Here is a 26,111-nt window from a genome sequence, read left to right as displayed (position 1 = left end):
CGGCAAGCGGGGCGAGACGCGGAGGCCGACAGGCCCGACGGCATGATCACAACGCACCCCTTCGACCCCGATAGTCCCGACGGCGACAAGCTACGCGAAGAATGCGGTGTCTTCGGCATCTGGGGGCATGTGGAAGCGGCGAACTTCTCCGCCCTCGGCCTGCATGCGCTGCAGCACCGCGGGCAGGAGGCCGCCGGGATCGTCTCCTTCGACCGTCAGCAGTTTCACGCACACCGGGGCCTCGGCCATGTCGGAGACATCTTCGGCAGCGAAAACGTGATGAACAGCCTCAAGGGCCGGGCGGCCATCGGGCACAACCGCTACGCCACCACCGGCGATACTGTACTGCGCAATGTACAACCGTTGTTCGCCGAACTCGCTTTCGGCGGTTTCGCGCTGGCCCACAACGGCAATCTGACCAATGCAGCGACCCTGCGCCGGGAACTGGTCCAACGCGGCGCGCTCTTCCAGTCGACCATGGACACCGAGGTGATCATTCACCTGATGGCCCTGCAGACCGATTCGACGGTGATCGAGCGGCTGGTTCACGCGCTTTCGCGTGTGGAGGGCGCCTACTCCCTGGTCGCTCTCTGCGAAGACATGGTGATCGGACTTCGCGATCCGCTGGGGGTTCGCCCGCTCGTGATCGGCCGCCTGCCGACGGAGCAGGCCTATGTGATCACCTCCGAGACCTGCGCGCTCGATATCATCGGGGCTGAGTTCATACGCGACGTTGAGCCTGGCGAGCTGATCATTCTCGACAAAAACGGCCTGACGGCCCATCAGGTCTTCCCCAAACGCCCACGGCGCTTCTGCATCTTCGAGCACATCTATTTCGCTCGTCCCGATTCGATCATCGAAGGGCGGTCGATCTACGACTCACGCCAGCGCATCGGTGCCGAGTTGGCGACGGAAAGCCCGGTCGACGCGGATGTCATCATTCCGGTGCCGGATTCCGGTGTCCCAGCCGCCCTTGGCTACGCTCAAAAGGCCGGCATCCCCTTCGAGTTGGGAATTATCCGCAACCACTACGTCGGTCGGACCTTCATCGAGCCGGGTCAGAAGATCCGAGATCTCGGCGTCAAGCTGAAGCACAACGCCAATCGCGCCAAGATCGAAGGAAAGCGCGTGGTTCTGGTCGACGACTCCATCGTGCGTGGAACCACCAGCCGCAAGATCGTTCAGATGGTCCGGGCCGCCGGCGCAACGGAAATCCACTTCCGCATCGCCGCACCGCCGACGACGGACCCCTGCTTCTATGGCGTCGATACGCCGGATAAGGACGAATTGCTCGCCTCCAACATGACCGTCGCCCAGATGGGCGAGCACATCGGCGTCGATAGCCTCGCGTTCATATCGATCGACGGTCTCTACCGGGCGATGGGCGAGACCGGGCGCGACGCCATGCAGCCCCAGTACTGCGACGCCTGCTTCACCGGCGACTACCCGACCCGCCTGACCGACCGAGAAGACCGGGTGAGTCCGCAACCGCTGCTTTTCAAGGAGCTGAGCCGCGCGTGATCGGCCGTTTGGCCAATGCGATCTTCGGTGGTGCAGGCGCACTGGCCGCGGGACAGGCGCCCGCTTTCTACACCCAATATCTGCAGCGTCTCGGGGGTCGCCTGGATCAGGCCGTCGCGACCGTCGAGCGCATCCGCGCCGACGCCGCAGCCCGCGGCGAAAATCTCAGCGACTACATCGCCCTATCTCTCGCCGACACCTCCACCCGCGCGCAGGAGGCTGGCCAGCGCGCTCTGGAGGCGGTACAGACCCGCGACGCCTTGCGCGAGGCCTACACAGCCTTGACCATGGCGCGTCCCTTCGAGCGACCGCAGGTCTTCGCCGAACACTTCGACAGCGGCCTTGCCGAAGCGACGTTGAGCGATTTCGTGCCGGCCTTGCCCGTCTCACCGGAGGGTTTGGTCTATGCGGCGATTGGCTTGTTGGTTGGCCTCGCGGTGTTGGCGGGGATGGAAGCAACGGGCCGGGCGCTGCTCGGCGGGCCGAAGACAGACCGAAGAGTGAATTGAAAGCGATGACTGAAGGTTCCGCCCGGCGCTTCGCCGGCCAGGTTGCCGTCGTAACGGGTGCCTCGCGTGGCCTCGGCCGCGCCTTGGCGCTTGGCCTCGGCCGTGAAGGCGCCCAGGTTCTGGCCTGCGCGACGGACCGGAGCGTCGGCGCCTTGGAAGACCTCGACGATGCGATTCAGAAGGCCGGCGGACCGCGCCCGACCCTGGTGCCCTTCGATCTCAAGGACGGAGAGCGGATCGACGCCTTGCCCTCGGCATTGGCTCAGCGCCATGGCCGGCTCGACCTTCTGATCGGCAACGCCGCCGTGCTCGGCGGCCTCTCGCCGCTCGGTCACGTCGACTCACGGGCCTGGCGGGACACCTTTGCGGTCAATCTCGATGCCAATCAACGCCTGCTCGCCCGACTCGACCCGCTCCTCCGGCAGTCGAAGGGAACGGCGCTTTTCATCTCTTGTCGGGTGGCAGCCGAGGCGCCGGCCTATTGGTCCGCCTATGCGGCCAGCAAGGCGGCCTTGGAGCGAATGGCCGCGGTCTACGCCAAGGAAGTGGAGAAGTTCGAGGTGACCGTCGGCTGTATCGCACCCGGCCCTCTGCGCACTCGTCTGCGGGTTCAGGCCTTTCCCGGCGAAGACCCGGAAAGCGTCGCCAAGCCGGAAGAGGCTGCGACCGAGATCCTCGAGCAGCTTGCCGACGGAACCCTGGGGCGCCCGCAGGAGTCTTCGGCAGCTTTGCCGCTCTGAGCCATCGAGCCGCCTTGACAGGCGAGCGCGCGTGGCTATCTTCGCGACCTCCAATTCGTACCGGGCCAGCCCGGATGTCAGCAGATTTCGCCAAGCGCGGTGAGCCGCGCCGCGCTTAAGGAGGTCACGATGGCCAAACCGATCACCCAGTGGATCAAGATGGTGAGTACCGCCGATACGGGCTACTTCTACGTCAAGAAGAAGAACCCGCGGAACATCACCGAGAAAATGACCATGCGCAAATACGACCCGAAGGCGCGCAAACATGTGGAATTCAGGGAGTCCAAGATGAAGTAAGGGCGCTTCCGGCGCCTATAAGAAAGCGAGAATGGCCGCCGGGTAAGGCGGCCATTGGCGTTTAGGGGGCGTTTGAGCCCTTCTAGAGCCTGTTGTGATCGTAGGGACTCGCTTCGCGGTTCCGCCGATCACAAGAAACAGACTCTAACACTTTGAATCTACGTTGGATTTAACGTAATCGCCGGACCCAATAGGTGGGTCCGACTGATCACTACCTTGTCTAGGTGTTTAGTCCCCGACCGCCGCGCGGGCCGCGCGCTTGGCATCGGGTGTCGCCGGTCCGTTGACGCCGAAAACCAGATTGCGGCCATTCTGCTTGGCCGCGTAAAGCGCCTCGTCAGCCCGTTTCAACAAAGCATCCGGCGTCTCCAGAGGGTCGAAAGTGGAGGCGACTCCGGCAGAGATCGTCACGATCACGTCCGAACCATCGGGACCGGCGGGGATTTTCTGGTGGCTCAGGCGTTCACGAATGCGATCCGCCACCTTTAGCGCGATCTCCACGTCGGTGGCAGGCATCACGAGCACGAATTCCTCGCCGCCATAGCGGGCCAGCAGATCGGTCTCGCGCACGCTTTCGGACACATGGTCGGTCACGGCCTTCAAGACTTCATCGCCGATGGCATGGCCATGGGTGTCGTTCACGCGCTTGAAGTGATCGATATCGAACAACATGATTGAAACCGGTTTCCCGGTTTCGGCGATCTCCATCAGCTTACGATCAAGATGGGCGCTCATGTAGCGGCGATTGTAGATCCCCGTAAGCCCGTCGGTGAAGGCCATGCTGACGCTACGGTCGAGCACCGAGCGCAAACGGTCGTGATAGCGCCGGCGCCGAATCTGCGTGCGGACCCGCGCTTCCAGTTCATTCCGGTCGACCGGCTTCACGACATAGTCCGTCACACCGAGATCCAAACCCTTGGCCAGACGCTGCAAATCCATGTCCTCCAGGACCATCAGGATCGGCACGTAGCGCGTCGCCTCGCGGCTGCGGAACTGGCTGCAGAGTCTGAGACCGTCTTCGCCGGCGATCTCGATCGCGGTGATGATGAGGTCGAAACGGTCGGTCTGGCAGATCTGCAGGGCCGAATCCTTGGAGGTGCAGAGCAGGGCGTCGTAACCGGCGTTCTCCAGATACTCCTTCATGCGGCTGCCGCTGCGGACATTGGCATCGATCACCAGGATCGATCCCCCGGCGCCCTCCGGTTCCTCCGCTTGCTCCAGCAGTTCGGCTTCGCCGGATGTGGCCTGACGGGTGCGCAACTCGTCCGTCAGCATCTTCAGGCGAACCAGGGAGCGCACGCGGGCGAAGAGAGCGACTTCGTTTACCGGTTTGGAGAGGAAATCGTCTGCACCGGCCTCCAGGCCGCGCACGCGATCGCCGACATCGGTCAAGGCGGTCACCATGACGACGGGGATGTGGCGGGTCGCGCTGTCCGCCTTCAGGCAGCGGCAAACTTCCAGACCGTCCATGCCGGGCATCATGACGTCGAGCAGAATCAAATCCGGAGCTTCGCTCGCCGCAAGTGCTAGAGCGCTTGGTCCGTCGTTCGCCGTCAGGACGTCGAAGTACTCCGCCGTCAAACGTGCCTCGAGCAGCTTGACGTTCGTGGGTATGTCGTCGACGACCAGAATCCGCGCACTCATGGGATAGTGCCGTCCGGCAGAAGGCGCCTTTGACGCCAGCTGCTTGCTAGTTGAGGAAACGCTCGACTGTCTGCAGGAAACTCGTCACGGAGATTGGCTTGGCGATGTAGGCCTCGCAGCCCCCCTCCCGGATCTTTTCCTCGTCGCCCTTCATGGCGAAAGCGGTCACGGCCACAACCGGAATCGACTTGAGTGTGTCGTCTTCTTTGATCCACTTGGTCACTTCCAGCCCGGACACTTCCGGTAGCTGAATATCCATCAGGATCAGGTCGGGCTGATGTTTGCGCGCCAAACGCAGGGCTTCCATGCCGTCTTTCGTCTGCAGGATATTATAGCCATGCGCTTCTAGCAGATCGTGAAAGAGCTTCATGTTCAGATCATTGTCTTCAACAACCAGAACAGTCTTGGCATCAGGGTTTCCTGTCGTTTCAACTTCGCTATGCATTACTACCCCGGTTTTTGCCGCCGTAATCGCTGCCATGCTCTCTGCCTCAATCAGTGGACGAGTGTACGCCGGGCGGTCACCTCATACCAGCGTCCACCAGGGTTTCGCATGCAACATTTCGCATGAAAGTCGTTAACAAGAAGTAAGATCCCCTAAGTCGACCTGGGCTAGGCACAAGAATGGGACAGAAATGCGGATCGGTTTGGATCTCGGGGGAACGAAGATCTCCGGCGTCGTTCTGCAAGCGTCGGGCGCAGAGGTCTTGCGGCGCCGCCGCGCCACTCCGCAGGGAGACTACGACGCCACGCTCGTCGCCCTGCGGGACCTTGTCGGCGAACTGGAGTCGGCAGCGGGAACAGCCTGCAGCGTCGGGGTCGGGTGTCCGGGAGCGATTTCGCCGAACAGCGGTCTGATCAAGAACGCCAATTCGACCTATCTGATCGACAAGCCATTCGACAAGGACCTGGCCGAGGCGCTGAGCCGGCCGATTCGTATCGAGAACGATGCCAACTGCCTCGCTCTGTCCGAAGCCGTGGATGGTGCCGCGGCGGGTGCGCAGACCGTTTTTGGAGCAGTACTGGGAACCGGAGTTGGCGGCGGGATCGTTTTGGGCGGCCAGGTTTGGCGAGGGCGCGACGCGATTGCCGGCGAGTGGGGCCACAATCCCCTGTCCTGGCCGCAGGCGGCCGAGTTGCCAGGCCGGCTCTGCTACTGCGGCCGCAGGGGATGCATCGAGACCTGGCTGTCCGGACCCGCCCTGGGGGCCGACTACGATGAAGCGACGACGAGCGAGATGGTGGTCGCGCGTGCCGCGGCCGGGGAGCCGGCGGCGGCGGCGGCGCTGGCACGCTATCGCGACCGCCTGGCGCGGGCACTGGCCACCGTCGTCAACCTGTTGGATCCGGACGCCATCGTGCTCGGCGGCGGTCTATCGCGGGTGCCGGCGCTTTACGACGGCTTGGATGCAGCCGTCGGCGCCTATGTGTTTTCCGATATCTTCGATACCCCCATACGCCCTGCCCTGCACGGTGACGATAGCGGCGTGCGCGGAGCGGCGTGGCTTTGGCCGCTAGAATCGTCACCATGAGCGATCAGGCAAACGACAGACCCTGGCAGCTGCTTTGCCGCGATTGCTTCGCCTGGTCAGAAGCCGCGTCGAAAGGGCCGAGTCCGCGCTGCGCCGCCTGCGGCTCCCATAGGCTCGTGGCCCACCAAGAGCTGCGCGACCTTGGCCTGGCTCACATCGACTGCGACGCCTTCTACGCCTCAATCGAAAAACGGGATGCGCCGGAGTTACGCGACAAGCCGGTCCTGATCGGCGGCGGTCGGCGCGGCGTCGTGGCCGCGGCCTGCTACGTCGCCCGGCTCTACGGCGTCCGTTCGGCGATGCCGATGTTCAAAGCACTCAGCGCCTGTCCCGATGCGGTCGTGATCCGCCCGAACATGGCGAAATACCGAGAGGAAGGCCGCAAGATCCGAGAGATGATGCTGGAGTTGACGCCTCTTGTGGAACCCCTCTCGATCGACGAAGCCTTCCTCGATCTCACGGGCACGCAGGCCCTTCATCACGCTGCCCCGGCCGAGACCCTGGCGCGCTTGGCGCGCCGAATCGAGCAGAGTTTACACCTGACTGTCTCCATCGGCCTCGCCCCCAACAAACTGCTCGCCAAGATCGCCAGCGATCTTGACAAGCCACGCGGCTTCGCGGTGTTGGGCGTAAGCGACGCTCAGGATTTTCTTGCCGAAAAGCCCGTCGGACTCCTTTGGGGAGTCGGTCCGAGCCTGAAGCGCGCTCTGGAGCGCCACGGCATCACCAGGATCAAGCATCTCCTGATCTACGAGGAAGCGGAGTTGGTTGGCCTGTTCGGCTCGATGGGCCGGCGGCTCTATCGCTTCTCGCGCGCGCAGGACGACCGGACGGTCGAGCCCAACGCACCGACCAAGTCGGTCTCGGCCGAAACCACTTTCGACAGCGATATGGACAGGCTCGACCATCTCGCCGCCAGTCTCTGGCCGCTTTGCGAGAAGGTGGCCGCCCGTCTCAAGCGAAGCGAGATTGCCGGTCAGGGCGTGACTCTCAAGCTGAAGACTCGGGACTTCCGGACCTTGACCAGAAGCCGAAGGCTTTCGGAACCGACCCAGTTGGCGGAACGACTTTACAGCGAGGCCTACGCGCTGCTTGAGCAGGAAGCCGATGGACGGCGCTTCCGCTTGATCGGCGTTGGTGCCGACAGCCTGGTCGACGGAGAACGAGCCGATCCGCCAAGCCTATTGGAACCGGACAGTCAGCGACGAGCCAAGGTCGAGCAAGCGATCGACTCGGTCCGATCGAAGCTGGGCAACCAGGCGATCGTCAAAGGCCGCAGCCTTCCGAAACGCAGCTAAGGCCCAGCCCCGCGCGCCCTAGCGGCGCTCGTCGAGCCCCCTCAACACTCCGGCATCGCCAGGGGCTCCAGCTCCATAAGCCGGGCGCGCAGGGCAAAGTCGCCGTAGTTGAAGCGGAAATCGTCGGCCAGACCGTTCGAGAAGACACGCAGATCGACCTCCGTCTCAGGCAGTTCGGCTTCGCCGAAAGGCGGAAAATAGGCGAGCATCAAACGCCAAGACGGCAGGTTCGCGATCAAGTCGGAGTCCAGTGTGGCTGGATGATCGCTGGGAATCCGACCGCCGACGATCGCCGAAACGGCGGCGAGTCCGTCAGTCTCCGAAGAGGCATCGAAAACCAAACGATAGAGCGAAGGGTTTCCGGTCAGGGCCGAATCGATCATTCGAAAGGTGTGATCGGTGGGAAAGAGCGTTCCCGGCGGCAAGGCGACCTCCCTGGCAACCGGTTCTTCAAAACGCGCGATGCCGGGGCCACCCTGGCTTTCAAGCTCAGCGTCGCCGCGCACCGTCTCGTAGACTTCACCCCCCTGAAAGCGCTGAATCACGAAGCGAAAGGCGAGGCCGTCCTTGGCCTCCCAGGTCGTGAGAGCCCAACCGAAGTCGAGCTCGCCGCCTTGGGACTGGCCGAGGATGACGCGGGTGCGCTGCTTCACCGCCCAACCGTCGCAAACGTCGGCCCATTCAAAGTCGAGCCGGCCGCCGGCCGAAGCCACGCTGCCATCGCCCTTGCCGGGAATCAGAAGCAGCTCGTAGCTCGCCCGGTGCGGTTGAAATCCCTCGACCGCCGGTGATCCGCCAATAGCCGCCGGAGGCGCCAGGCCAGTCGTCAACAGAACTGCCAGGAAGGTGGTCCAATTGCGCATCATGTGCGACAGAATAAGCTGCCGACCGCGCGCTGCAATAGCAGCGCTTGCGAGTTTCTTTCGCCTATTTGCCTTTGGGGGGCTCCAGATATGGCCAAAAAGCTTCGGGCACTCGCAACGCGGGCACTCCCCGCCGCGGTCGGTGAGCGTCTTGCGCGTGACTACGAGGCCCACCTTAGTCCGGAGGACAGGCTTCTAAGCCCCGATGAGATCGCCACCGCGGCCGAAGGCTGTTTCGCCATCATCTGTACGACGGCAGACCGTTTCGACCGCGCGCTGATCGACCGTCTGCCGGCCAGCGTCAAGCTGCTTGCCACCTTTTCGGTCGGGCACGAACACATCGATCTCGCGGCCGCCAAGGCGCGCGGTCTCCAGGTGAGCAATACTCCCGACGTGCTGACCGATGCGACGGCGGACATCACGCTGCTCTGCCTGCTAGGCGCTGCCCGCCGGGCCTGGGAAGCGGAGACGCTTCTGCGTGAAGGCCGATGGGTCGGCTGGACGACAACGCAACTCTGCGGCACGCAGGTCAGCGGTAAGCGCCTGGGCATCCTCGGGATGGGTCGGATCGGCCGGGCCGTCGCGGCGCGCGCCCGCGGTTTCGGGATGACGATCCACTACGCCAACCGCAGGCGCCTGGCTGCGGAGCAGGAACAGGGTGCGACCTATCACGATCGACCGGAAGACATGCTGCCGCACTGCGACTTCCTCTCGCTCAACGCGCCCTCGACTCCCGACACCCATCATTTTCTGAACGGCGAACGGATCGCCTTGCTGCCGGACGGTGCCATCGTCGTCAATACGGCGCGCGGCACGTTGGTTGAGGACAACGCGCTGATCGCCGCCCTGACCTCCGGCAAGATAGCGGCGGCGGGTCTCGACGTCTTCGAAGGCGAGCCGCAGATCGATCCGCGCTACGCCCCCCTGCCCAACACGTTTCTGTTACCGCACATCGGCAGCGCGACGGTCGAAACCCGGAATGCGATGGGTTTCATCTGCCTGGACAATCTCGACGCGGTTGCCTCCGGGCGTCCTGGTCCCAGCATCCTGACCTAGAGACGTTTCGGTTCGTCACCGCAAGACCAGGTCGACGCCTAGTCGGTCTATCGCAGTTTCGCTGCTCTAACGCCCCTCGATCCAGCGATCGAGAAACCCCTCGAGCCAGAGACCCAAAGGCTCGTGGTAGCGCCCGGCGTCGGCGATCTGCCGCTCGCGCGTCTGGGCGCCGGGGCGGACCAGGCAGTGCGCCGCCTCCTCCATCCAGCTCTGCATCATCTCGCGGGTCACTTCCGGATGAAACTGCAGACCATAGGTGTGGGCGTTCAGCCTGAAGGCCTGGTTCTCGAAGACCCGGCCCATCGCCAAGAGCTCCGCTCCACGAGGCAAATCGAAGCCCTCCGAGTGCCAGTGGTAGGCATGGATCGGCTCGGGGAGCACTTCGCGGCCGCGCGGCGTCGGCAGGATCTCGACGTAGCCGATCTCGTGCAGCCCATCACGATGCGCTTCTACCTTCGCGCCCTGACTGCGCGCCAGCATCTGCGCCCCCAGGCAGATCCCGAGATAGGGGCGCCCGGCCCCTACCCAGTCATCGATCCAGCGCAGTTCCGCAGCGAGATAATCGACCTGCTCGGCTTCGCTCGCCATCTGCGGGCCGCCGTAGACGACGCAGAGATCATGTCCCTCCCGCAAGCTGGGCAGAAGGTCGCCCTTGGCTACGAACCGCTGGTCCAACCGATACCCGCGCCGGCTCAGTGCCTGGGCGACACGGTCGTCTCGTTCATGCTGACCATGTCGGACAAGCAAGGCAGAAGGCGTCATAGCCGACAACATAGGCGACGCGGTTGCAGGACAAAAGAGCCTGATTCGTCCGGAAAACGAGGTGCCGCGAGCTCAGTCGAAAAATTTCGCCGGCGGGCTGCGCGAGATTGCCTTTCTGACGAATCCGTCTCAGGCTTCCTTATTCTCAACAGACTCCCGGTCTTGGTATGTCACGTGCCACGCCTCCGTCTCAGAAGGCCGCGCTGTCGGCACCGTCGAGGGAAGCCAGCGATCAGCGGCCCCCGCAACGCTTCGCCTTCGTTCTCGTTCCGGATTTCTCGATCCTGGCCTTCACATCGGCGCTCGAACCCCTGAGGGCTGCCAACCGCTTGACCGGGCAGACCTTCTATACCTGGGCGCTGCTTAGCGGCGACGGCGCGCCGGTGCATTCCTCCAGCCAGGTCGGCATCATGGTCGACGCCGCTCTCGCGGACGACCAGCGTTTCGATACGGTGATCGTTTGCGCCGGTCTCGGCGCCGAAACTGCCAGAGACCTCCGGCTTGAGGGCTGGTTGCGGCGCCTGGCGAGACAAGGCTGCCGCATCGGATCCGTCTCTACCGGAACCTATATTCTGGCCCGCGCCGGGCTGCTGCAGGACGTCCGCTGCACGATCCATTGGGAGAGCCTACCGGCATTCGAAGAGGCCTTTCCGGATCTCGAGGCGACGGCGGAGCTTTTCGAGATCGACGGCCTTCGCATGACTTGCTCGGGCGGGACGGCGTCGCTCGACATGATGCTTTCGGTGATCGGGCTGGACCTGGGCCGCGAGCTGGCAACCAAGGCGGCCGAGCAGTTTATCCACGAGCGCATTCGCAGCCGCGAAGATAAGCAGCGCATGGCCCTGCGGGCCCGCTTGGCTGTCAGCCACCCAAAGCTCCTGGCGGTCATCGCGATCATGGAGGAGCATATCGAAGATCCCCTTCCCCGCACCGACTTGGCGCGGATGGCCGGCCTCTCCACCAGACAACTCGAACGATTATTTCGTCGCTATCTCGGGAAGACGCCAACGCGACACTACCTGGAGTTGCGGCTTGACCGGGCCCGGCTGCTACTCGCCCAGACATCCATGTCGGTCCTGGAAGTCGCAACGGCCTGCGGCTTCGTTTCCGCGTCCCACTTCTCCAAGTGCTATCGCGAATTCTATAATCGCAGTCCACGCGACGATCGGGCCGCAACACCTATGAGAGCGACACCTGCAGCAATTGCATAAAATTCCGCCTGGATTGGAATTACAACTGTATGTGCAAACTTTTAAGTTGATTTATTTTCAACTTTTACTCGTAGGCGCCGACCAAGCTATTAGGTAGGCTTATGGAAGAAATCGAAAGGCGATGTGAAAGCCTCTCGACTGGACGGACGAAGAGAGCACACTACGTTCCAGCGCAGGTAGCTTGATAAATCGCCACTCTAGGACCTTTACAGCCCCCTCCATCGACGCGGACGAACGGCGCGGGGCAAGTCTCTCAAGCCTCTTCACTTTGGCGTTACCTTAGAGAGGACCGAACGCCGTGACTGCAAAACTCGCTGAAAACGAAATGGATCAGGTTACAACCCAAGCCCTCAACCTCGACGAGCAGGTGGCACATTTGTTGCGCCGAGCGCACCAACGCGCCTCCTCTCTCTTTCTGAGTGTTTTGGGAGAGCATCAGCTCACGCCGACTCAGTTTTTTGCGATGGCACGTCTGCATGAACGCGGTCAGCTGTCGCAGAACCGCTTGGGACGGCTTGCTGCGATGGATCCAGCCACGATCCAGGGCGTCATCAGACGTCTGGAGGAGCGCGACTACATCCAACGCACGCCGGACGCCAACGATCGACGGCGTATGGTGCTGAGGCTCACATCTTCGGGCATTTCACTGGTCGACCAGCTTCTCGATCACGCCGACGGTGTCAGCGAAGCGATCCTGGAGCCACTCGAGACCAGCGAACGGGACCTGTTCGTCGACCTGCTAAAGCGCCTGACCTGACGCTTCGGGCCAATCGATAAAGACGGCGAGGTCGCGAAGAAGCGACTGTTCGTCGTGCCGGGTACAGAGCTGACGTCGGTCTCGACCGCAGGCTAGACATCCGCATCGGATCAATCAGATCCGAATCGGACGTGGAGGTCCTGCGTGGTTCATTATGTTGAAACTGACGTCCGACCGGATATCGAAATCGCGCCCGCGCGTTCGGTGAAAAATGCCGTCACGGATTTGGCCGCAGGTTTCACTATCGAAACAACACCGGGTTCCGCGGCCAAGATCGACGACTACCGCGCCTATCTGCGATCCGGCGCAACGGTTGCCGTGACCTTCTTGCCCGGCAGCGACTTCGCGAACACGATCGCCACCGCCGCCCGGCTCCGCCGTGAAGGCTTCGAACCGGTTCCGCACCTCGCCGGCCGATCGATTCCGAGCAGATCGCATCTCGAAGACTGGTTGGCGCGCTTGACAGGCGAAGCCGGGGCCACGCGCGCCGTCGTCCTGGCCGGCGCCGTCGCGCAGCCGCTTGGACCTTTCGCCTCCTCCATGGATGTTCTGGAAAGCGGCTTGCTCGACCGCCACGGCTTCACCAGGATCGCCGTGGCCGGTCATCCCGAGGGCAATCCGGATATCGCGGATGAAGCCATTGCCGAAGCCCTGACCTGGAAGAACGACTTCGCCCAGCGCAGCGATGCCGACTTCGAGATCGTCACGCAGTTCGTCTTCGAAGCGGCAGCGATCATCGCCTGGGACAGAGCAATCCGCGCCGCCGGAAACGCTCTGCCGGTGCGTGTCGGCCTGCCAGGCTTGGCGACCTTGAAGACGCTGATCGGGCACGCGCGGGCCTGTGGCATCGGCCCCTCGATGCAGTACCTGCTCAAGCAAGCGCGCAACATCAGGAAGTTGATGACGGTCAGCGCGCCGGATCGGCTTGTGACCGACCTCGCCCGCTATCGCATGAGCGAACCGGAGAGCTGCATTCAGGGTGTCCACCTCTATCCGCTTGGCGGTTTGCGACGCTCCGCTGCCTGGAGTTATGCGGTCGCCGACGGTGCCTTCAGCCTAAGTCCGGACGACAGTGGCTTTGTGATCGACCGCCCAATCGACTAACTTCGCCTCGACACTTGGCAAGGAGGCGAAGTCATGCAGAGCGTCAGCTTCACCCGGATGGAAGACGGGACGGTCGAAGACTACGCATTGCTCGCTCGGGAGGAGGAGCGACTCAAGACGGCGACCTTCGCCGACAACGTTCTGAATCTGCTGAAGACCCTCGAAGGCCCCAAGCTCGGGTACAAGATCGACCGCTATCAGCACTCGTTGCAAACGGCGACTCGGGCGGAGCGCGACGGTGCGGAGGAGGAAGTGGTCGTTGCCGCCCTTCTGCACGACATCGGCGACACCCTGGCGCCCGACAATCATGCCGAGTTCGCCGCCACTCTGCTCAAGCCCTACGTAACGCAGCGCACCTGGTGGATCGTGCAGTATCACGGGATCTTCCAGGGTTACTATTTCTGGCATCATCTCGGCGGCGACCGCGATGCCCGCGAGCAGCACCGCGGCCATCCTCACTTCGAGGCCTGCGCCGACTTTTGCGCCAAGTGGGACCAGACAGCCTTCGACCCCGACTACGACACCGCCGCACTGCACCATTTCGAGCCGATGGTTCGACGCCTACTCGATCGCGAGCCCTGGAAGCTCTGGAAGGACACGGCAGCGGCGTAAGGGACGGCAGCGAAGTTCTTCATCCGGATAGCCGCTAGGCGACACGGCCTTCCATGTGTTCGGGTGCCGCAGGGAGGCCGCGTTCCTTACGCGGCGTGCGCCCGAAGAAGTCGCGATAACACTTGGAAAAGTGAGAGGCTGAGACGAAGCCGCAGGCCAGGGCCACGTCGATCACGCTCATCTCGGTCTGCAGCAGTAGCAGGCGCGCGCGGTTGAGCCGGAGTTCAAGATAGTAGCGCGCCGGCGAGCGGCCGAGGTACTTGCGGAAGAGCCGTTCGAGCTGCCGGGTCGAGAGACCGGCCGCACGCGCTAGGTCGTTCCTGGACAGCGGCTCTTCGAGGTTTTCCTCCATCGTCGCGATGATCGAGAGCAACTTCGGGTGCCGCACTCCCAATCGGGCCCGCAAGCTCATGCGCTGATGGTCGCGCTGATCGCGGATACGTTCGTGCATGAACTGATCGGCCGCCTGGGTCGCCAGTTCCTGCCCGTGCTGCAGCGCGATGGTGTTCAACATCATGTCGGCAGCAGCGGTGCCGCCGGCGCAGGTGAAGCGGTTGCGGTCGATCTCGAAGAGTTCGTCGGTGACCTCCAACTCCGGAAAGGCCTCGACGAAACCGGCAAGATTCTCCCAGTGGATCGTGCACTGATAGCCGTCGAGCAATCCTGCCTTGGCCATCACCACGGTTGCTGTGCAAATCGCACCAAGATCCGAACCCTGCCGGTCCATCCGCCGCAGCCAGGCGAAAAGACGCTTGTCTTCGATACGGCCCGGGTCGAGGCCTGCGACCAGCGCCACCACATGCAGCACGGATGCGGCCTCCAGATCGCCAGTGACCTGAAATTCCATGCCGTTCGAGGCCTGTACCGGCTGTCCATCGATCGAAAAGCAAGGCCAGCGGTAGAGCGGCTTACCAGCAACTCTATTGGCAAGGCGCAAAGGCTCAATCGCCGAAGCCAACGCAATCATGGAAAAGCGCGGCAAAAGAATGAAGCCAATGCTCTGCGGGAGCTCTCGCGGCGTGCCACCCAGCATATTCGACCGCCGTAACTGCGCCTCTGTTGACTTTTACCCAGACGGACGCACACTCGAAAAGCGTGTCCCGCTGCCTCCCCGATAGCGCGTCAATGTGACACAAAGCAGTCGATGTCGCGAAGAGAAAAGATGCGGACGGCGCTGCGCGAGAGACTGAGCTCCGGGCATCACATCAAGGAGCGACACTCCGCAGTTCTCTTGGGCTTGCGCTCGACGATCGAAGAAGAAGGGCCGGCAGATCATGCGCACCCGCTACAGCGTCTTCTCGCTCGCGCGCAATGCCTTCAGGCATCACCGGGATTGGCCGAAGGCCTGGCGTTCGCCGGAGCCCAAGACGTCCTACGACGTCGTGATCGTCGGTGGCGGCGGCCATGGCCTCGCCACGGCCTATTACCTGGCCAAGGAGCACAAGCTGACCAAGGTGGCCGTGCTGGAGCGCGGCTGGCTGGGCGGCGGCAACACCGGACGCAACACAACCATCGTGCGTTCGAACTATCTTTGGGATGAATCCGCCGCGCTGTACGAACACGCGATGAAGCTCTGGGAGGGCCTGAGCCAGGACCTCAACTACAATGTCATGTTCTCGCAGCGCGGTGTGCTGAACCTGGCACATAGCCAACACGACCTGAGAGAGGTCTCCCGCCGGGTGAACGCCAATCGGCTGAACGGCATCGATTCCGAAGTTCTGGATGCCGAGGGCGTCAAGCACTACTGCCCGGTAATCGACCTACGCGGCGGCGGACGCTACCCTGTCCTGGGCGCAAGCCTCCAGCGCCGCGGTGGCACCGCGCGGCACGATGCTGTCGCGTGGGGCTACGCCCGCGCCGCCGACGCGCTCGGCGTCGACATCATCCAGGAATGCCCTGTGGAGGGCTTCCGCATCTCCAACGGCCGGGTCCAGGGCCTGCAAACAGGCAAGGGCTATATCGAAGCCAGGAAGATCGGTCTCGTCCCGTCGGGTCACGCCAGCGTGCTGGCCGAGCGCGCCGGTTTCCGGCTACCGGTGACCTCCCTGCCGCTGCAGGCGCTGGTGAGCGAACCGGTCAAACCGGTGCTCGGCTGCGTTATCATGTCCGGCGCGGTGCACGCCTACGTCAGCCAGTCGGACAAGGGCGAGTTGGTGATCGGCGCCGGCGTCGACAAATATGTCGGCTACGGCCAACGCGGCAGCCTGCCGGTGACCGAGGAAACGTTAGGGGCAATCTGCGAACTCTTCCCGATCTTCCGGCGCATGCGGATGCTGCGGAACTGGGGTGGCATCGTCGATACCTGCCCGGACGCCAGCCCGATCATCTCGAAAACGCCGGTGGAGGGTCTCTACATCAACTGCGGCTGGGGCACCGGCGGTTTCAAGGCGACACCCGGCTCCGGCAATGTCTTCGCCCACACCATCGCCACCGATCGCCCGCACGCAATCAACGCCCCCTTCAGCCTGGAGCGATTCCGCAGCGGCTATCTGATCGACGAGCACGGCGCAGCGGCGGTCGCTCACTGATGCCGGGATCGGTCCTGCAGGCTCTCTCCATAGCGACCCGGCCCTCTTCCTACCGACACCGTGGCCAAAGGCTCCAGCCATGCTGCTGATCGACTGCCCCCACTGCGGCCCACGCGCCGAGATCGAATTCTCCTACGGCAACGAAGCGCACATCGCCCGTCCGCTGCAGCCCGAAGCTTTGGGCGACGAGGACTGGGCCGACTACCTCTTCATGAAGACCAACCGGAAGGGCGTCATGCTGGAGCGCTGGGTACACAGCCACGGCTGCCGCCGCTGGTTCAACGTGGCGCGCGATACACTGACCTACGAGATCCTGGCAGTCTATCCGATGGGCGCCAAACCGCCGAAGCTGCCCGAACGCAGCTATCTGTAACCCTTGCTCTTGGAGAAGCCCCGGCCGATGGCGCAAAGGTTCCGGCTGTCCGAAAGCGGTCTGATCGACCGCAGCGAAACGCTCCCCTTCACCTTCGAGGGACGGCGCTATGAAGGACATCCCGGCGACAGCCTTGCCTCCGCGCTGCTGGCCAACGGCGTGCACTTCGTCGCCCGCTCCTTCAAATACCATCGCCCGCGCGGCATCTTCGCGGCCGGTGCCGAAGAGCCAAATGCGCTGGTCCAGCTCGGCGAGGACGCGCGGACCGAACCGAACCTGCGCGCGACCCAGATCGAACTCTATCGAGATCTGACCGCGAACTCCCAGCACTGCTGGCCGTCGCTCGATTTCGATATCGGCGGCGTGAACGACCGGCTCGCCCGCTTCTTTCCCGCCGGCTTCTACTACAAAACCTTTATGTGGCCGGCGTCGATGTGGATGAAGTACGAGGCGGTGATCCGCCAAGCGGCCGGGCTGGGGACGGCACCGAGCGCTCCGGATCCGGACAGCTACGACAAGACGTTCGCCCATGCCGATCTCCTGGTGGTCGGCGGCGGCCCTGCCGGCCTGATGGCAGCGCTGACGGCGGCGCGCACCGGAGCCCGTGTGGTGCTGGCCGAACAGGAGCCGCTGCTCGGCGGCTGGCTGCTCAGCTCGGCGGGACTCGAGATCGAGGGGCAGCCGGCGCTGGACTGGGTGGCTGCCGCCGAGGCGGAACTGCAGACCTTTCCGGGGGTCACGCTGCTCAAGCGGACCCAGTGCTTCGGCGTCTACGACCATAACTTCTTCACCTTGAACCAACGGGTGACGGATCATCTTCCGTTGGCCCGGCGCGACCCGAGCCTACCGCGTCAGCGCCTCTGGAAACTGCGCGCCAAGCAAGCCGTCTTCGCGACCGGTGCGATCGAGCGGCCTCTCGTGTTCCGGGACAACGACAGGCCCGGCATCATGCTGGCCGGTGCGGCCCAGACCTATGTCCGACGCTACGCAGTGAAGCCCGGTGAGAGGGCGGTCGTCTTCACCAACAACGATGGCGGCTACGCCGCCGCCCTCGCCCTGCAGGAGGCCGGCACGAAGGTCGCCGCCGTGGTCGACCTGCGCGAGACGCCGGAAGGTCCGCTGACCGCCCGCGCACAAGCCGCCGGCCTCGATATCTTCGCCGGTCACGCCGTGATCGGCACCGAAGGCGGCAAGCGGATCTCCGGCTGCCGCATCGCCCCGCTGGACGAGAGCGGCAAGCGTGTCTTCGGCGGAGGAACTCCGCTGGACTGCGATCTGCTGATCTCCTCCGGCGGCTGGTCTCCAACCGTCCATCTCTTCGCCCAAGCCAAGGGCAAGCTGATCTGGGACGAGGCCCAAGCCTGCTTCGTGCCGGGCGAGGCGGCGCGTCCGGATCAGCGCGTCGTCGGGGCGGCGAACGGCGCCTTCGACCTGACAAGCGGTCTGGCGCAGGGCCAGGCGGCCGGCCAGGCGGCGGCGGCCGACGCCGGCTTCAAGGTAAAGGGACGCAAGAAGGCCGCCCTGGCGAAGATCACGGGCAGCGATGCGGCCGGCTTCCTGCCAGCCCGCTTCCTCTACCTCGTCCCCTCGGACCGCCCGCTCGGTCAAGGCGGCAAGCATTTCGTCGACCTGCAGAACGATGTCACCGCCAGCGATCTGGAGCTCGCCTTGCGGGAAGGCTACGGCTCGATCGAGCACGTCAAGCGCTATACCACGACGGGCATGGGCACCGACCAGGGCAAAACCGGCAACGTCAACGCCATCGGCGTCGTCGCCGAACGGCTCGGCAGACCGCTGCCTGACGTCGGCGTCACCACCTTCCGCCTGCCCTACACACCAGTCACCTTCGGTATCTTCGCGGGCCGAGACGTCGATGAACTGCTGGACCCGGTCCGCACCACCCCGATGCAGGCCTGGCACAAGGGCAATGGAGCCGTCTTCGAGGATGTGGGCCAATGGAAGCGCCCCTGGTACTTCCCGAAAGCGGGCGAGGACATGCAGGCCGCCGTGCAGCGCGAATGCAAGGCCGTGCGCGCCTCGCTTGGGCTGCTGGACGCCTCGACGCTGGGCAAGATCGACATTCAGGGCCCGGACGCCGCCGTCTTCCTCAACCGCATCTACAGCAACGCCTGGAGCAAGCTGGCCGTTGGCAGGTGCCGCTACGGCCTGATGCTCAAGGAAGACGGCATGGTGATGGACGACGGCGTCACCGCCCGATTGGGCGAGCGGCACTACCTGATGTCCACCACCACCGGCAACGCCGCCGCCGTTCTGGCACATCTCGAGGAGTGGCTGCAGACCGAGTGGCCGACGTTGAAGGTCTACCTCACCAGCGTCACCGAACAGTGGGCAACCCTGCAACTTGCCGGGCCCAACGCACGCAAGCTGCTGGGACGCTTCACCGACCTGGACCTCTCGCCGGAGGCCTTCGGTTTCATGGAGGTCAAGAACGCCGAGGTGATGGGGATCCCCGCACGCATCTTTCGGATCTCCTTTACCGGCGAGCTCTCCTACGAAATCAACGTGCCGGCCTCTTACGGCCACGCGGTCTGGGAGGCCTTCATGCGCGACGGCGAGACCTATGGCATCACGCCCTTCGGCACGGAAACGATGCACGTGCTGCGAGCCGAGAAGGGCTTCATCATCGTCGGCCAGGAAACCGACGGCTCGGTGACGCCGCTCGACCTCGGGCTGGAAGGTCTCTGTTCCAAAACCAAGGACTTCGTTGGCAAGCGGTCTCTGGCCCGGCCCGACATGGAGCGCTCCGATCGCAAACAACTGGTCGGCCTGGAAACAGACGACCCGGCCGAGGTTCTGCCCGAAGGGGCCCAGCTGACCGAAACCATTCCGGGCACGCCGAGACCCGTGTCCCCGGTGGCGATGGCCGGGCACGTGACCTCCAGCTACATGAGCCCCAATCTCGGCCGCTCTCTCGCTCTGGCCTTAATCAAGGGAGGCCGGGACCGACTCGGTCAGAGGCTCTACGCACCCTTGGCCGACGGCAGAACGATTGTCTGCAAGGTGGTATCGCCGGTGTTCTACGATCCCGAAGGGGAGAGGATGCGTGCCTGAAGACTATCTGCGCCTGAGCGCTCTCGCCTCCCTCGGTCTCGCCGCCCGGTCGGTCGCGGACCGCGCACCCGAGCAAGGTATCGCGCTGCGCGAGCTGCCGCTACCGGGACTCTTGAGCTTGCGTTTCAGCCCAACGGATAAAGCCGTCGCCCAGGCGGCCAGCAACACGCTAAATCTGAAACTGCCGGAGATGGGCGGAGTCAGTCTGAACGGAAGCGTCGCGCTCTACCGCCTCGGTCCCGACGAGTGGTGGATCAAGACGAACGGCCCGGCCATGGCGTTGGAAGAGAAGCTGCGGGCCGCGTTTGGCGGCGGCCACACGGCCGTGATCGAGATCGGGGAAGGCTGGACGCAGATCGAGGCCTCCGGTCCGCAGGCGCGCGCCCTGCTCGCCAAGGGCTGCCCCCTGGACTTCCACCCCCGCGCCTTCCGTGCTGGAGAGGTCCGCCAGTCGCTGCTGTCCAAGGCGGACGCCGTCTATCGGCTGGTCTCCGATGAACAAAGCGAAGCCGAACTCGTCTTTGAGATCACCGTCCGCCGCAGCTTCGCCGATTATGCTTGGCGCTGGCTTGCCGACGCGGCAGCCGAGTACGGGCTGGCGGTCCTCGACTAAAGATAGATCTCGCCGAGATCGATGCTGGTTTCAGTGCCGAGCTTGTCGAAGGTAGCGTCCAGCCAGGTCTCGGCCGTCTGGCGCCCGATGTCGCGGAGTTCCAGCAAAAAGGGAAGAGACGGCGTCAGCTTGGAGTGAACGCTGAGGTCGCGCATCTCCTCCTCCGCCTCGATGGCGTGGATCAGCATACGCTTCATGGAACGATGGGTGATCTGGCCCTTGTCGATCATGTCGGTGACGAAAGCGATCGCCCGCATCTCGCGCATCAGCGAGGAGTTGAAGGAAATCTCGTTGACCCGATTCATGATGTCGAAGGCGTCGGTCGGCAAGTCCGGGCGGTAGAGCGGGTTGATATGGAGGATCACCACATCCCGGCTCTCGCAATTGTAGATCAGGGGATAGATCGCCGGATTGCCCATGTAGCCACCGTCCCAGTAGGCTTCCCCATCGATCTCGACGGCTTGGAACAGGAAGGGCAGACAGGCCGAAGCCATCACTGCCTCGGCTGTCAGTTCGTGGGATTCGAAGACGCGAATCTTGCCGCTGCGTACGTTGGTCGCGCTGATGAAAAGCTTTAAAGGGCAGCTCTTCTGCAACCCTTCGAAGTCCACGCTCTCACGCAGCATGTCGAGCAGCGGATTGAGATTGAAGGGATTGAACTGATAGGGCGAGACGACCCGCGTCATCACCTCGAAGGCGAAGTGACCGAACGAAGGCGCACCCCAGTCGCCGAAGAGCAATTGCATCGGGCTCGGCTGGGTCGGCGCAAAACGAGCGCCGTCGCTGACCCGGCGCCACAAGTCCGATAAGGCTTGCTTGGCGCCGTCCCGGCCTCCGACGCGCAGACCATGCGCGAGGACGACGGCATTCATCGCACCGGCGGAGGTCGCGGTCAGCCCCTCGAAGGCGAGGCGCTCTTCGTCGAGCAGACGGTCGAGCACCCCCCAGGCAAAGGCACCATGGGCGCCCCCGCCCTGCAGCGCGAGGTTCACCGTCTTGATCTTGGCAGCGGACGTGGCCATGCGGAGGCTCCCCGCGCAGGCGCTACGGCCAGCGGGTCAGAGGTTGTTGCGGTAGTTCGGCGCTTCGCGGGTCACGGTCACGTCGTGCACGTGACTTTCACGCAGACCCGCGTTGGTGATCCGCAGCATGCGACAGTTGCGCTGCATTTCCTCCATACCGGGACTACCAGTATAGCCCATGGCGGCACGTAAACCGCCGACGAGCTGATGGATCACGGCGCTGATCGGCCCCTTATAGGGCACCTGCCCCTCAACGCCCTCCGGCACCATCTTAAGCGTATCGGCCACCTCTTCCTGGAAGTAGCGGTCGGCCGAGCCGCGCGCCATGGCGCCGAGCGAGCCCATGCCGCGATAGGCCTTATAGGTGCGGCCTTGGTAGAGGAAGACCTCGCCGGGACTCTCGTCCGTACCGGCGAACAGCGAGCCGATCATCACGCAGTCGGCGCCCGCGGCGATCGCCTTCGCCAGATCGCCGGAATATTTGATGCCGCCATCGGAAATCACCGGCGTGCCAGCCTTGCGCGCAACCTCCACCGTATCGAACAGCGCGGTGAGCTGCGGAACGCCGACGCCGGCCACCACGCGGGTCGTGCAGATCGAGCCCGGCCCGATCCCGACCTTGATCGCGTCGGCGCCGGCATCGATCAAGGCCTGCGCGGCATCCGCCGTGGCAATGTTGCCCGCCACCACTTGAGCCGTGTTGGAGAGCCGCTTGATTTGGCCAACGGTGTCGAGCACGCCGCGAGAATGGCCGTGCGCCGTATCGACCACGACAACGTCGACGCCGGCTGCCAGCAGAGCCTCGGCCCGTGCAATCCCGTCCTTGCCGACACCTGTCGCCGCAGCACAGCGCAGACGGCCCTGGTCGTCCTTGCAGGCCTGCGGATGCATCTGCGCCTTCTCGATGTCCTTGACCGTAATCAGCCCGACGCAGCGATAGTCCCGATCGACCACCAGCAGCTTCTCGATGCGCCATTTGTGGAGCAGGCGCTTGGCCTCCTCCCGGCTGACGCCTTCTTGCACCGTGACCAGGTTCTCCTTGGTCATGAGCTCCGACACAGGCTCGGCCGGGTTGTCGGCAAAGCGCACATCGCGGTTGGTCAGGATGCCGGCCAGCTTCTTGGTGCCGCGCTCGACGACCGGAATGCCCGAGATACCGTGGGTTTCCATCAGGGCGAGCGCGTTGCGCAGGGGTTCGTCGGGGAAGATGGTCACGGGATTGACCACCATGCCGCTCTCGAACTTCTTGACGCGACGCACTTCGTCGGCCTGGGCCGGCGCCAGCATGTTCTTGTGGATCACGCCCATCCCGCCGGCCTGCGCCATGGCGATGGCCAAGCGCCCCTCGGTGACCGTGTCCATGGCCGCGGAGATCAGCGGGATGTTCAACTCGATCGAGCGAGTCAGTCGGGTCGACGTATTGGTTTGGGCAGGAAGAACGGCGGATTCCGCAGGCTGAAGCAAAATGTCGTCGAAGGTCAGGCCCTCGCGGATTTCCATAACCAACCCCGCTGATAAAAAGAGATTGGCGGCGCACTATACACATCGCACAGGCCCTGCCAAGCCGCCGGCCGGCGGCCCGAACGCATAGCCCCTCTGCGTCGCAGCGACGAAGAGCCCGAAGCAGATCGCGATCCGCTCCAATCCCGCCATTCGAGAGGAATTCAAGCCCCGGAACGGCCTGACAAAGCACTTCGGCTCAAGCCGATCCGGCGCAAGACTGACACTGCTCAAGGAACTGGCCCGTCCGTTCGTGCGATCAAGTGAGGTCAAATGGGGGTACGGAAAACGGCATGGCAGATTCGATCGGGCAAAGGACTCGAAAGATATGAAGGCGCCAGTCACCCGAATTGTCGTCGCGGACGGCTTCCGCGCACGCTTCTTCGAAAATCACGGCATTGGTCAGGGTATCCGGCCAAGCGATCCAGCCGAGCTTTCGACGCCCCACCCGCCAAGCCATGAAATCGCCAGCGACCGGCCGGGCGCGACCCGCGACAGAACGGGCGAAGCCTTGCACGCCTACGCCCCGAAGATCGACCCGAAGGGCCAGGAAAAGCTGAAGTTCGTGGCGCAACTCGGCAAACTTCTGACCGACCAGGCCGGGCGCGGTGCCTATGACAGACTGGTGCTGGTCGCCGATCCGAAAACACTCGGCCAACTCCGCGAAGCGCTTGGCAAGGCAGCACAGGATCGGATCTATGCGGAGCTCAACAAGGATCTGACGCAATTGGTGGAACGGGAAATCGTCGATCACCTGACTGAGATCGTCGCGCTTTAGCACGCCCCTCTCGGTCAGACTGCGTCTGTCGGACTCCGTCAATCCGAGTCCGGCGCGTCCTGCGAAGCGCCGCGAAAGCCTTGAGCGACAACGTAGAGCTCGGAGGACTCGGCGCGGCTGGCCGGCGGTTTGACATGGCGCACGGTCTTGAAGTTCTGCTTCAGCAGGTCCAGGAGGTCCCGTTCGCTCCCGCCCTGAAAGACCTTCGCAACGAAAGCTCCCCCGGGCGACAGCACCTCAAGTGCGAAAGCCAGCGCCGTCTCGGCCAGGCCGACGACGCGGATATGGTCCGTTTTGGCGTGACCGGTACTCGGCGCGGCCATGTCGGAGAGCACCAGATCGGCCGGGCCGTCCAGCGCAGCCCTGATCTTCTCCGGTGCGTCCTCATCCAGGAAATCGAGCTGCAAGATCGTTGCACCCACCAGCGGCGCCATCTCCAGGTAGTCCACCGCGACCACCCGGACCTGCGGCCCCAACTGCTGAATCGCCACCTGGGTCCAGCCCCCCGGCGCAGCGCCCAGATCGACGATGCGGCGCGCGCCCTTGAGCAGCCCGACCTTTTCGTCGAGCTGCAACAGTTTGAAGGCGGCCCGGCTGCGGTAACCCCGCGCCCTGGCCTCGGCCACATAGGGATCGTTCAACTGCCGCTCCAGCCAGCGAGTCGACGACGGCCGACGGCCGCGCGCGGTGCGAACCCGCTCGCGGAGCTGGCGCGCGCCGCCCAGACTGCCGCCCGATGCGCTGCCGCGGCGCCCACCCTTGCCGCCCTTACCCTGACCTCCGGCCATGCTACGCACCACCTCCGGCCGGCGCCGTCCAGACTCCATCTTCGCACATCATCAGATAGAGCAGTCCCTCGCGCAAACCGCGATCGGCGACCGTCAAGCCATCGGTCGGACAAAGCCGCCAGAAAGCCTCGAGAATGGCGCAACCGGCCACCACCAGGTCGGCCCGATCCCTGCCGATGCAGGGGTGCGCAACCCGTGCCCGGTAGCTCATGGCGCGGACCTGCTCGCTCAGCTTCTCGACCAAGCCCAAGGGCAGAAACGCACCATCGACCTGCGACCGGTCGTACCGCGGCAGGTCCAAGTGCATCCCGGTCAAGGTCGTCACCGTACCGGAGGTGCCGATCATCTGCAGTTCCCCGAACCTGGCCCGCTCCGCCAAGCCGTGTCGTGCCACGAAGGGCGCCAAGCCGGAGCGAACTTCCGCGACCATGGCCTCATAGACCGGCCGCCCGACCTCGTGCCCGCCGAAGCGCTCCGCCAGATCGACCACGCCGAGCGGCAGAGAGTGCCAGGCCCGAAGCCGCGGCGCGGCGGCGTCACCCTCCGCCGTGTCGTTGCAGAGCCAGACGATCTCCGTCGAGCCCCCACCGATATCGATGATCGCCGCATGACGTCTGCGCCCATCGAGCAGTGGCGCACAGCCGTAACGCGCCAAGCTAGCCTCCTCCTCGGCATCGATCACATCCAGTTCCAGACCGCAACGGCTCCTGACCGCCTCTAGGAACTCGTCCCCGTTCTCCGCCCTGCGACAGGCTTCCGTGGCGACGGCACGCAGCCGAGTCACACCGCGTTGCCGAAGCTTGGCGACACAGACTTCCAGGGCTGCGAGCGTCCGCTGCATCGCTGCCGGCGAGATCCGCCCCGTCGTCGCCAAGCCTTCGCCGAGGCGCACGATCCGCGAGAAGGCGTCGATCACACGAAAGCCGTCCGGCGCCGGGCGCGCGATCAACAGACGACAGTTGTTGGTTCCGAGGTCGAGCGCGCCATAAGCCGCCCGGGCTGGCCGCGGGTGCAGGTGTGCCGCCTTGGTCGAGGGATGTGGAGATGCCGTCTTTCGGGGCCGCGCGTCCTGCTGCGCTTCGCCGCTCACCTTGTCCATCGACCTTCTCGCAACTCCGGCATGGCCGACAGGGCGCAACCGGCTGGCGCCTCTCGATGTCGACATATTCGTCGAAATACAACCATATCCGTCGGCATATGGATACGACAAGAGCGAGCCGCGCCCCGGGCGGCGGTCGCCGCGAAGGGCGGTCCAGGGGTTGAAATGCCGGGCCGGGATGGTCTAGATACGCCGCTCGACGCAACCGGGCCGCATTCAGCGGCGCAAGACAAGGCCGCCGTCCGGACCGGTTGGGGGATAGTTTAATGGTAGAACGACGGACTCTGACTCCGTTGGTCCTGGTTCGAGTCCAGGTCCCCCAGCCAATGTTTCGCTGAACTCCTCAAATCTCCACGGATTCACGGTCCTCCCCGGGGCAAGCCGCGTCGGCGGTGCCGCAGGCCCGGATAAAGCCGCGCCTCCAATACCCGG

25 protein-coding genes and 1 tRNA gene are annotated in these 26,111 nt (G+C 64.1%); 17 read left to right on the top strand and 9 right to left on the bottom strand.

Annotated features, from left to right (window positions below):
• Positions 1–42: 42 nt before the first annotated feature.
• The 4 genes from purF to rpmG all read left to right on the top strand — a co-directional run bounded on the left by purF (position 43) and on the right by rpmG (position 3,067).
• Entirely contained in the window at positions 43–1,521 is a 1,479-nt protein-coding gene (gene purF, locus DBZ32_RS14705; protein ID WP_119167944.1) for an amidophosphoribosyltransferase, read from the top strand.
• Positions 1,518–2,030 (top strand): DUF2937 family protein, encoded by a 513-nt coding sequence (locus tag DBZ32_RS14700; RefSeq protein WP_162906768.1) that lies wholly within the window; start codon positions 1,518–1,520, stop codon positions 2,028–2,030. The genes purF and DBZ32_RS14700 overlap by 4 nt, the downstream gene beginning before the upstream one ends.
• 5 nt (positions 2,031–2,035) lie before the next feature.
• Positions 2,036–2,770, top strand: coding sequence for an SDR family NAD(P)-dependent oxidoreductase (locus tag DBZ32_RS14695; protein ID WP_119167942.1), 735 nt, complete (start codon positions 2,036–2,038; stop codon positions 2,768–2,770).
• Between the two features lie 129 nt (positions 2,771–2,899).
• Entirely contained in the window at positions 2,900–3,067 is a 168-nt protein-coding gene (gene rpmG, locus DBZ32_RS14690; RefSeq protein ID WP_119167941.1) for a 50S ribosomal protein L33, read from the top strand.
• A 228-nt stretch (positions 3,068–3,295) separates the two neighbouring features.
• Here the strand turns inward: rpmG and DBZ32_RS14685 are convergent, their stop codons facing one another.
• The gene (locus tag DBZ32_RS14685; protein ID WP_119167940.1) at positions 3,296–4,711 is read right to left on the bottom strand and encodes a PleD family two-component system response regulator; all 1,416 of its coding nucleotides are present in this window, start codon (positions 4,709–4,711) and stop codon (positions 3,296–3,298) included.
• Positions 4,712–4,757: 46 nt separating this feature from the next.
• On the bottom strand, positions 4,758–5,156 hold the full coding sequence (locus DBZ32_RS14680) for a response regulator (protein ID WP_119167939.1): 399 nt from the start codon (positions 5,154–5,156) through the stop codon (positions 4,758–4,760).
• A 190-nt stretch (positions 5,157–5,346) separates the two neighbouring features.
• Here DBZ32_RS14680 and DBZ32_RS14675 point away from each other — a divergent pair, with 190 nt between their 5' ends.
• Positions 5,347–6,243 (top strand): ROK family protein, encoded by an 897-nt coding sequence (locus DBZ32_RS14675; RefSeq protein WP_119167938.1) that lies wholly within the window; start codon positions 5,347–5,349, stop codon positions 6,241–6,243.
• Positions 6,240–7,541: a DNA polymerase IV gene (locus DBZ32_RS14670; RefSeq protein WP_119167937.1), complete on the top strand. Its 1,302-nt coding sequence runs from the start codon at positions 6,240–6,242 to the stop codon at positions 7,539–7,541. The genes DBZ32_RS14675 and DBZ32_RS14670 overlap by 4 nt, the downstream gene beginning before the upstream one ends.
• A gap of 41 nt (positions 7,542–7,582) precedes the next feature.
• Here DBZ32_RS14670 and DBZ32_RS14665 read toward each other — a convergent pair whose 3' ends face one another.
• Positions 7,583–8,404, bottom strand: a complete 822-nt coding sequence (locus tag DBZ32_RS14665; protein WP_208539245.1) for an EipB family protein — start codon at positions 8,402–8,404, stop codon at positions 7,583–7,585.
• A 90-nt stretch (positions 8,405–8,494) separates the two neighbouring features.
• Between DBZ32_RS14665 and DBZ32_RS14660 the strand changes: the two genes are divergently transcribed.
• The gene (locus DBZ32_RS14660; protein WP_119167935.1) at positions 8,495–9,460 is read left to right on the top strand and encodes a 2-hydroxyacid dehydrogenase; all 966 of its coding nucleotides are present in this window, start codon (positions 8,495–8,497) and stop codon (positions 9,458–9,460) included.
• A gap of 66 nt (positions 9,461–9,526) precedes the next feature.
• On the opposite strand, the gene DBZ32_RS14655 is transcribed toward DBZ32_RS14660, so the two are convergent.
• Positions 9,527–10,222: a glutamine amidotransferase-related protein gene (locus DBZ32_RS14655; RefSeq protein WP_208539244.1), complete on the bottom strand. Its 696-nt coding sequence runs from the start codon at positions 10,220–10,222 to the stop codon at positions 9,527–9,529.
• A 167-nt stretch (positions 10,223–10,389) separates the two neighbouring features.
• Between DBZ32_RS14655 and DBZ32_RS14650 the strand changes: the two genes are divergently transcribed.
• The 4 genes from DBZ32_RS14650 (at position 10,390) to DBZ32_RS14635 (ending at position 13,906) form a co-directional block, all read left to right on the top strand.
• Positions 10,390–11,433 (top strand): GlxA family transcriptional regulator, encoded by a 1,044-nt coding sequence (locus tag DBZ32_RS14650; protein ID WP_119167933.1) that lies wholly within the window; start codon positions 10,390–10,392, stop codon positions 11,431–11,433.
• A gap of 298 nt (positions 11,434–11,731) precedes the next feature.
• Positions 11,732–12,190 carry a MarR family winged helix-turn-helix transcriptional regulator gene (locus tag DBZ32_RS14645; RefSeq protein ID WP_235830216.1) on the top strand — a complete coding sequence of 153 codons (459 nt, stop codon included), beginning with the start codon at positions 11,732–11,734 and terminating at the stop codon, positions 12,188–12,190.
• A gap of 144 nt (positions 12,191–12,334) precedes the next feature.
• On the top strand, positions 12,335–13,294 hold the full coding sequence (locus tag DBZ32_RS14640) for a methylenetetrahydrofolate reductase (RefSeq protein WP_208539243.1): 960 nt from the start codon (positions 12,335–12,337) through the stop codon (positions 13,292–13,294).
• A 33-nt stretch (positions 13,295–13,327) separates the two neighbouring features.
• Positions 13,328–13,906, top strand: a complete 579-nt coding sequence (locus tag DBZ32_RS14635) for an HD domain-containing protein (protein WP_119167931.1) — start codon at positions 13,328–13,330, stop codon at positions 13,904–13,906.
• Positions 13,907–13,940: 34 nt separating this feature from the next.
• On the opposite strand, the gene DBZ32_RS14630 is transcribed toward DBZ32_RS14635, so the two are convergent.
• Positions 13,941–14,939, bottom strand: coding sequence for a GlxA family transcriptional regulator (locus DBZ32_RS14630; RefSeq protein WP_119167930.1), 999 nt, complete (start codon positions 14,937–14,939; stop codon positions 13,941–13,943).
• Between the two features lie 241 nt (positions 14,940–15,180).
• Here DBZ32_RS14630 and DBZ32_RS14625 point away from each other — a divergent pair, with 241 nt between their 5' ends.
• The 4 genes from DBZ32_RS14625 to DBZ32_RS14610 all read left to right on the top strand — a co-directional run bounded on the left by DBZ32_RS14625 (position 15,181) and on the right by DBZ32_RS14610 (position 20,492).
• Complete coding sequence (locus DBZ32_RS14625; RefSeq protein WP_119167929.1) at positions 15,181–16,434, top strand: sarcosine oxidase subunit beta family protein; 1,254 nt, start codon at positions 15,181–15,183, stop codon at positions 16,432–16,434.
• A gap of 79 nt (positions 16,435–16,513) precedes the next feature.
• Positions 16,514–16,807: a sarcosine oxidase subunit delta gene (locus DBZ32_RS14620; RefSeq protein WP_119167928.1), complete on the top strand. Its 294-nt coding sequence runs from the start codon at positions 16,514–16,516 to the stop codon at positions 16,805–16,807.
• A 27-nt stretch (positions 16,808–16,834) separates the two neighbouring features.
• A complete protein-coding gene (locus DBZ32_RS14615; protein WP_119167927.1) occupies positions 16,835–19,879 on the top strand; it encodes a sarcosine oxidase subunit alpha family protein in 3,045 nt (1,014 codons plus the stop codon).
• Positions 19,872–20,492: a sarcosine oxidase subunit gamma gene (locus DBZ32_RS14610; protein WP_162906767.1), complete on the top strand. Its 621-nt coding sequence runs from the start codon at positions 19,872–19,874 to the stop codon at positions 20,490–20,492. Before DBZ32_RS14615 ends, DBZ32_RS14610 begins: the two co-directional genes overlap by 8 nt.
• Here the strand turns inward: DBZ32_RS14610 and DBZ32_RS14605 are convergent.
• Together DBZ32_RS14605 and guaB are read right to left on the bottom strand one after the other, a co-directional pair.
• The gene (locus DBZ32_RS14605) at positions 20,489–21,514 is read right to left on the bottom strand and encodes a patatin-like phospholipase family protein (protein ID WP_119167925.1); all 1,026 of its coding nucleotides are present in this window, start codon (positions 21,512–21,514) and stop codon (positions 20,489–20,491) included. The two genes, DBZ32_RS14610 and DBZ32_RS14605, sit on opposite strands and share 4 nt — an antisense overlap.
• A gap of 36 nt (positions 21,515–21,550) precedes the next feature.
• On the bottom strand, positions 21,551–23,014 hold the full coding sequence (gene guaB / locus DBZ32_RS14600; RefSeq protein ID WP_119167924.1) for an IMP dehydrogenase: 1,464 nt from the start codon (positions 23,012–23,014) through the stop codon (positions 21,551–21,553).
• 328 nt (positions 23,015–23,342) lie between these two features.
• On the opposite strand from guaB, the gene DBZ32_RS14595 reads away from it, so the two are divergent.
• On the top strand, positions 23,343–23,792 hold the full coding sequence (locus DBZ32_RS14595) for a baeRF12 domain-containing protein (RefSeq protein WP_119167923.1): 450 nt from the start codon (positions 23,343–23,345) through the stop codon (positions 23,790–23,792).
• 38 nt (positions 23,793–23,830) lie between these two features.
• Here the strand turns inward: DBZ32_RS14595 and DBZ32_RS14590 are convergent, their stop codons facing one another.
• Together DBZ32_RS14590 and DBZ32_RS14585 are read right to left on the bottom strand one after the other, a co-directional pair.
• Complete coding sequence (locus tag DBZ32_RS14590; RefSeq protein ID WP_119167922.1) at positions 23,831–24,580, bottom strand: RlmE family RNA methyltransferase; 750 nt, start codon at positions 24,578–24,580, stop codon at positions 23,831–23,833.
• A gap of 1 nt (position 24,581) precedes the next feature.
• Positions 24,582–25,679 carry a Ppx/GppA phosphatase family protein gene (locus DBZ32_RS14585; RefSeq protein WP_119167921.1) on the bottom strand — a complete coding sequence of 366 codons (1,098 nt, stop codon included), beginning with the start codon at positions 25,677–25,679 and terminating at the stop codon, positions 24,582–24,584.
• A gap of 252 nt (positions 25,680–25,931) precedes the next feature.
• Between DBZ32_RS14585 and DBZ32_RS14580 the strand changes: the two genes are divergently transcribed.
• A tRNA-Gln gene (locus tag DBZ32_RS14580) sits at positions 25,932–26,005 on the top strand.
• The last annotated feature ends 106 nt before the right edge of the window (positions 26,006–26,111 follow it).

It is taken from the genome of Algihabitans albus (assembly GCF_003572205.1).
Lineage (GTDB): Bacteria > Pseudomonadota > Alphaproteobacteria > Kiloniellales > DSM-21159 > Algihabitans > Algihabitans albus.
This window is presented reverse-complemented; position numbering and strand designations above follow the sequence as displayed.

Bases quoted from the DNA above. Each gene is read 5' to 3' on its own strand.
- purF (WP_119167944.1), top strand. From the start codon at position 43: ATGATCACAACGCACCCCTTCGACCCCGATAGTCCCGACGGCGACAAG.
- DBZ32_RS14695 (WP_119167942.1), top strand. From the start codon at position 2,036: ATGACTGAAGGTTCCGCCCGGCGCTTCGCCGGCCAGGTTGCCGTCGTA.
- rpmG (WP_119167941.1), top strand. From the start codon at position 2,900: ATGGCCAAACCGATCACCCAGTGGATCAAGATGGTGAGTACCGCCGAT.
- DBZ32_RS14685 (WP_119167940.1), bottom strand. From the start codon at position 4,711: ATGAGTGCGCGGATTCTGGTCGTCGACGACATACCCACGAACGTCAAG.
- DBZ32_RS14680 (WP_119167939.1), bottom strand. From the start codon at position 5,156: ATGCATAGCGAAGTTGAAACGACAGGAAACCCTGATGCCAAGACTGTT.
- DBZ32_RS14675 (WP_119167938.1), top strand. From the start codon at position 5,347: ATGCGGATCGGTTTGGATCTCGGGGGAACGAAGATCTCCGGCGTCGTT.
- DBZ32_RS14670 (WP_119167937.1), top strand. From the start codon at position 6,240: ATGAGCGATCAGGCAAACGACAGACCCTGGCAGCTGCTTTGCCGCGAT.
- DBZ32_RS14665 (WP_208539245.1), bottom strand. From the start codon at position 8,404: ATGCGCAATTGGACCACCTTCCTGGCAGTTCTGTTGACGACTGGCCTG.
- DBZ32_RS14660 (WP_119167935.1), top strand. From the start codon at position 8,495: ATGGCCAAAAAGCTTCGGGCACTCGCAACGCGGGCACTCCCCGCCGCG.
- DBZ32_RS14655 (WP_208539244.1), bottom strand. From the start codon at position 10,222: ATGACGCCTTCTGCCTTGCTTGTCCGACATGGTCAGCATGAACGAGAC.
- DBZ32_RS14650 (WP_119167933.1), top strand. From the start codon at position 10,390: ATGTCACGTGCCACGCCTCCGTCTCAGAAGGCCGCGCTGTCGGCACCG.
- DBZ32_RS14635 (WP_119167931.1), top strand. From the start codon at position 13,328: ATGCAGAGCGTCAGCTTCACCCGGATGGAAGACGGGACGGTCGAAGAC.
- DBZ32_RS14630 (WP_119167930.1), bottom strand. From the start codon at position 14,939: ATGCTGGGTGGCACGCCGCGAGAGCTCCCGCAGAGCATTGGCTTCATT.
- DBZ32_RS14625 (WP_119167929.1), top strand. From the start codon at position 15,181: ATGCGCACCCGCTACAGCGTCTTCTCGCTCGCGCGCAATGCCTTCAGG.
- DBZ32_RS14620 (WP_119167928.1), top strand. From the start codon at position 16,514: ATGCTGCTGATCGACTGCCCCCACTGCGGCCCACGCGCCGAGATCGAA.
- DBZ32_RS14615 (WP_119167927.1), top strand. From the start codon at position 16,835: ATGGCGCAAAGGTTCCGGCTGTCCGAAAGCGGTCTGATCGACCGCAGC.
- DBZ32_RS14605 (WP_119167925.1), bottom strand. From the start codon at position 21,514: ATGGCCACGTCCGCTGCCAAGATCAAGACGGTGAACCTCGCGCTGCAG.
- guaB (WP_119167924.1), bottom strand. From the start codon at position 23,014: ATGGAAATCCGCGAGGGCCTGACCTTCGACGACATTTTGCTTCAGCCT.
- DBZ32_RS14595 (WP_119167923.1), top strand. From the start codon at position 23,343: ATGAAGGCGCCAGTCACCCGAATTGTCGTCGCGGACGGCTTCCGCGCA.
- DBZ32_RS14590 (WP_119167922.1), bottom strand. From the start codon at position 24,580: ATGGCCGGAGGTCAGGGTAAGGGCGGCAAGGGTGGGCGCCGCGGCAGC.
- DBZ32_RS14585 (WP_119167921.1), bottom strand. From the start codon at position 25,679: ATGGACAAGGTGAGCGGCGAAGCGCAGCAGGACGCGCGGCCCCGAAAG.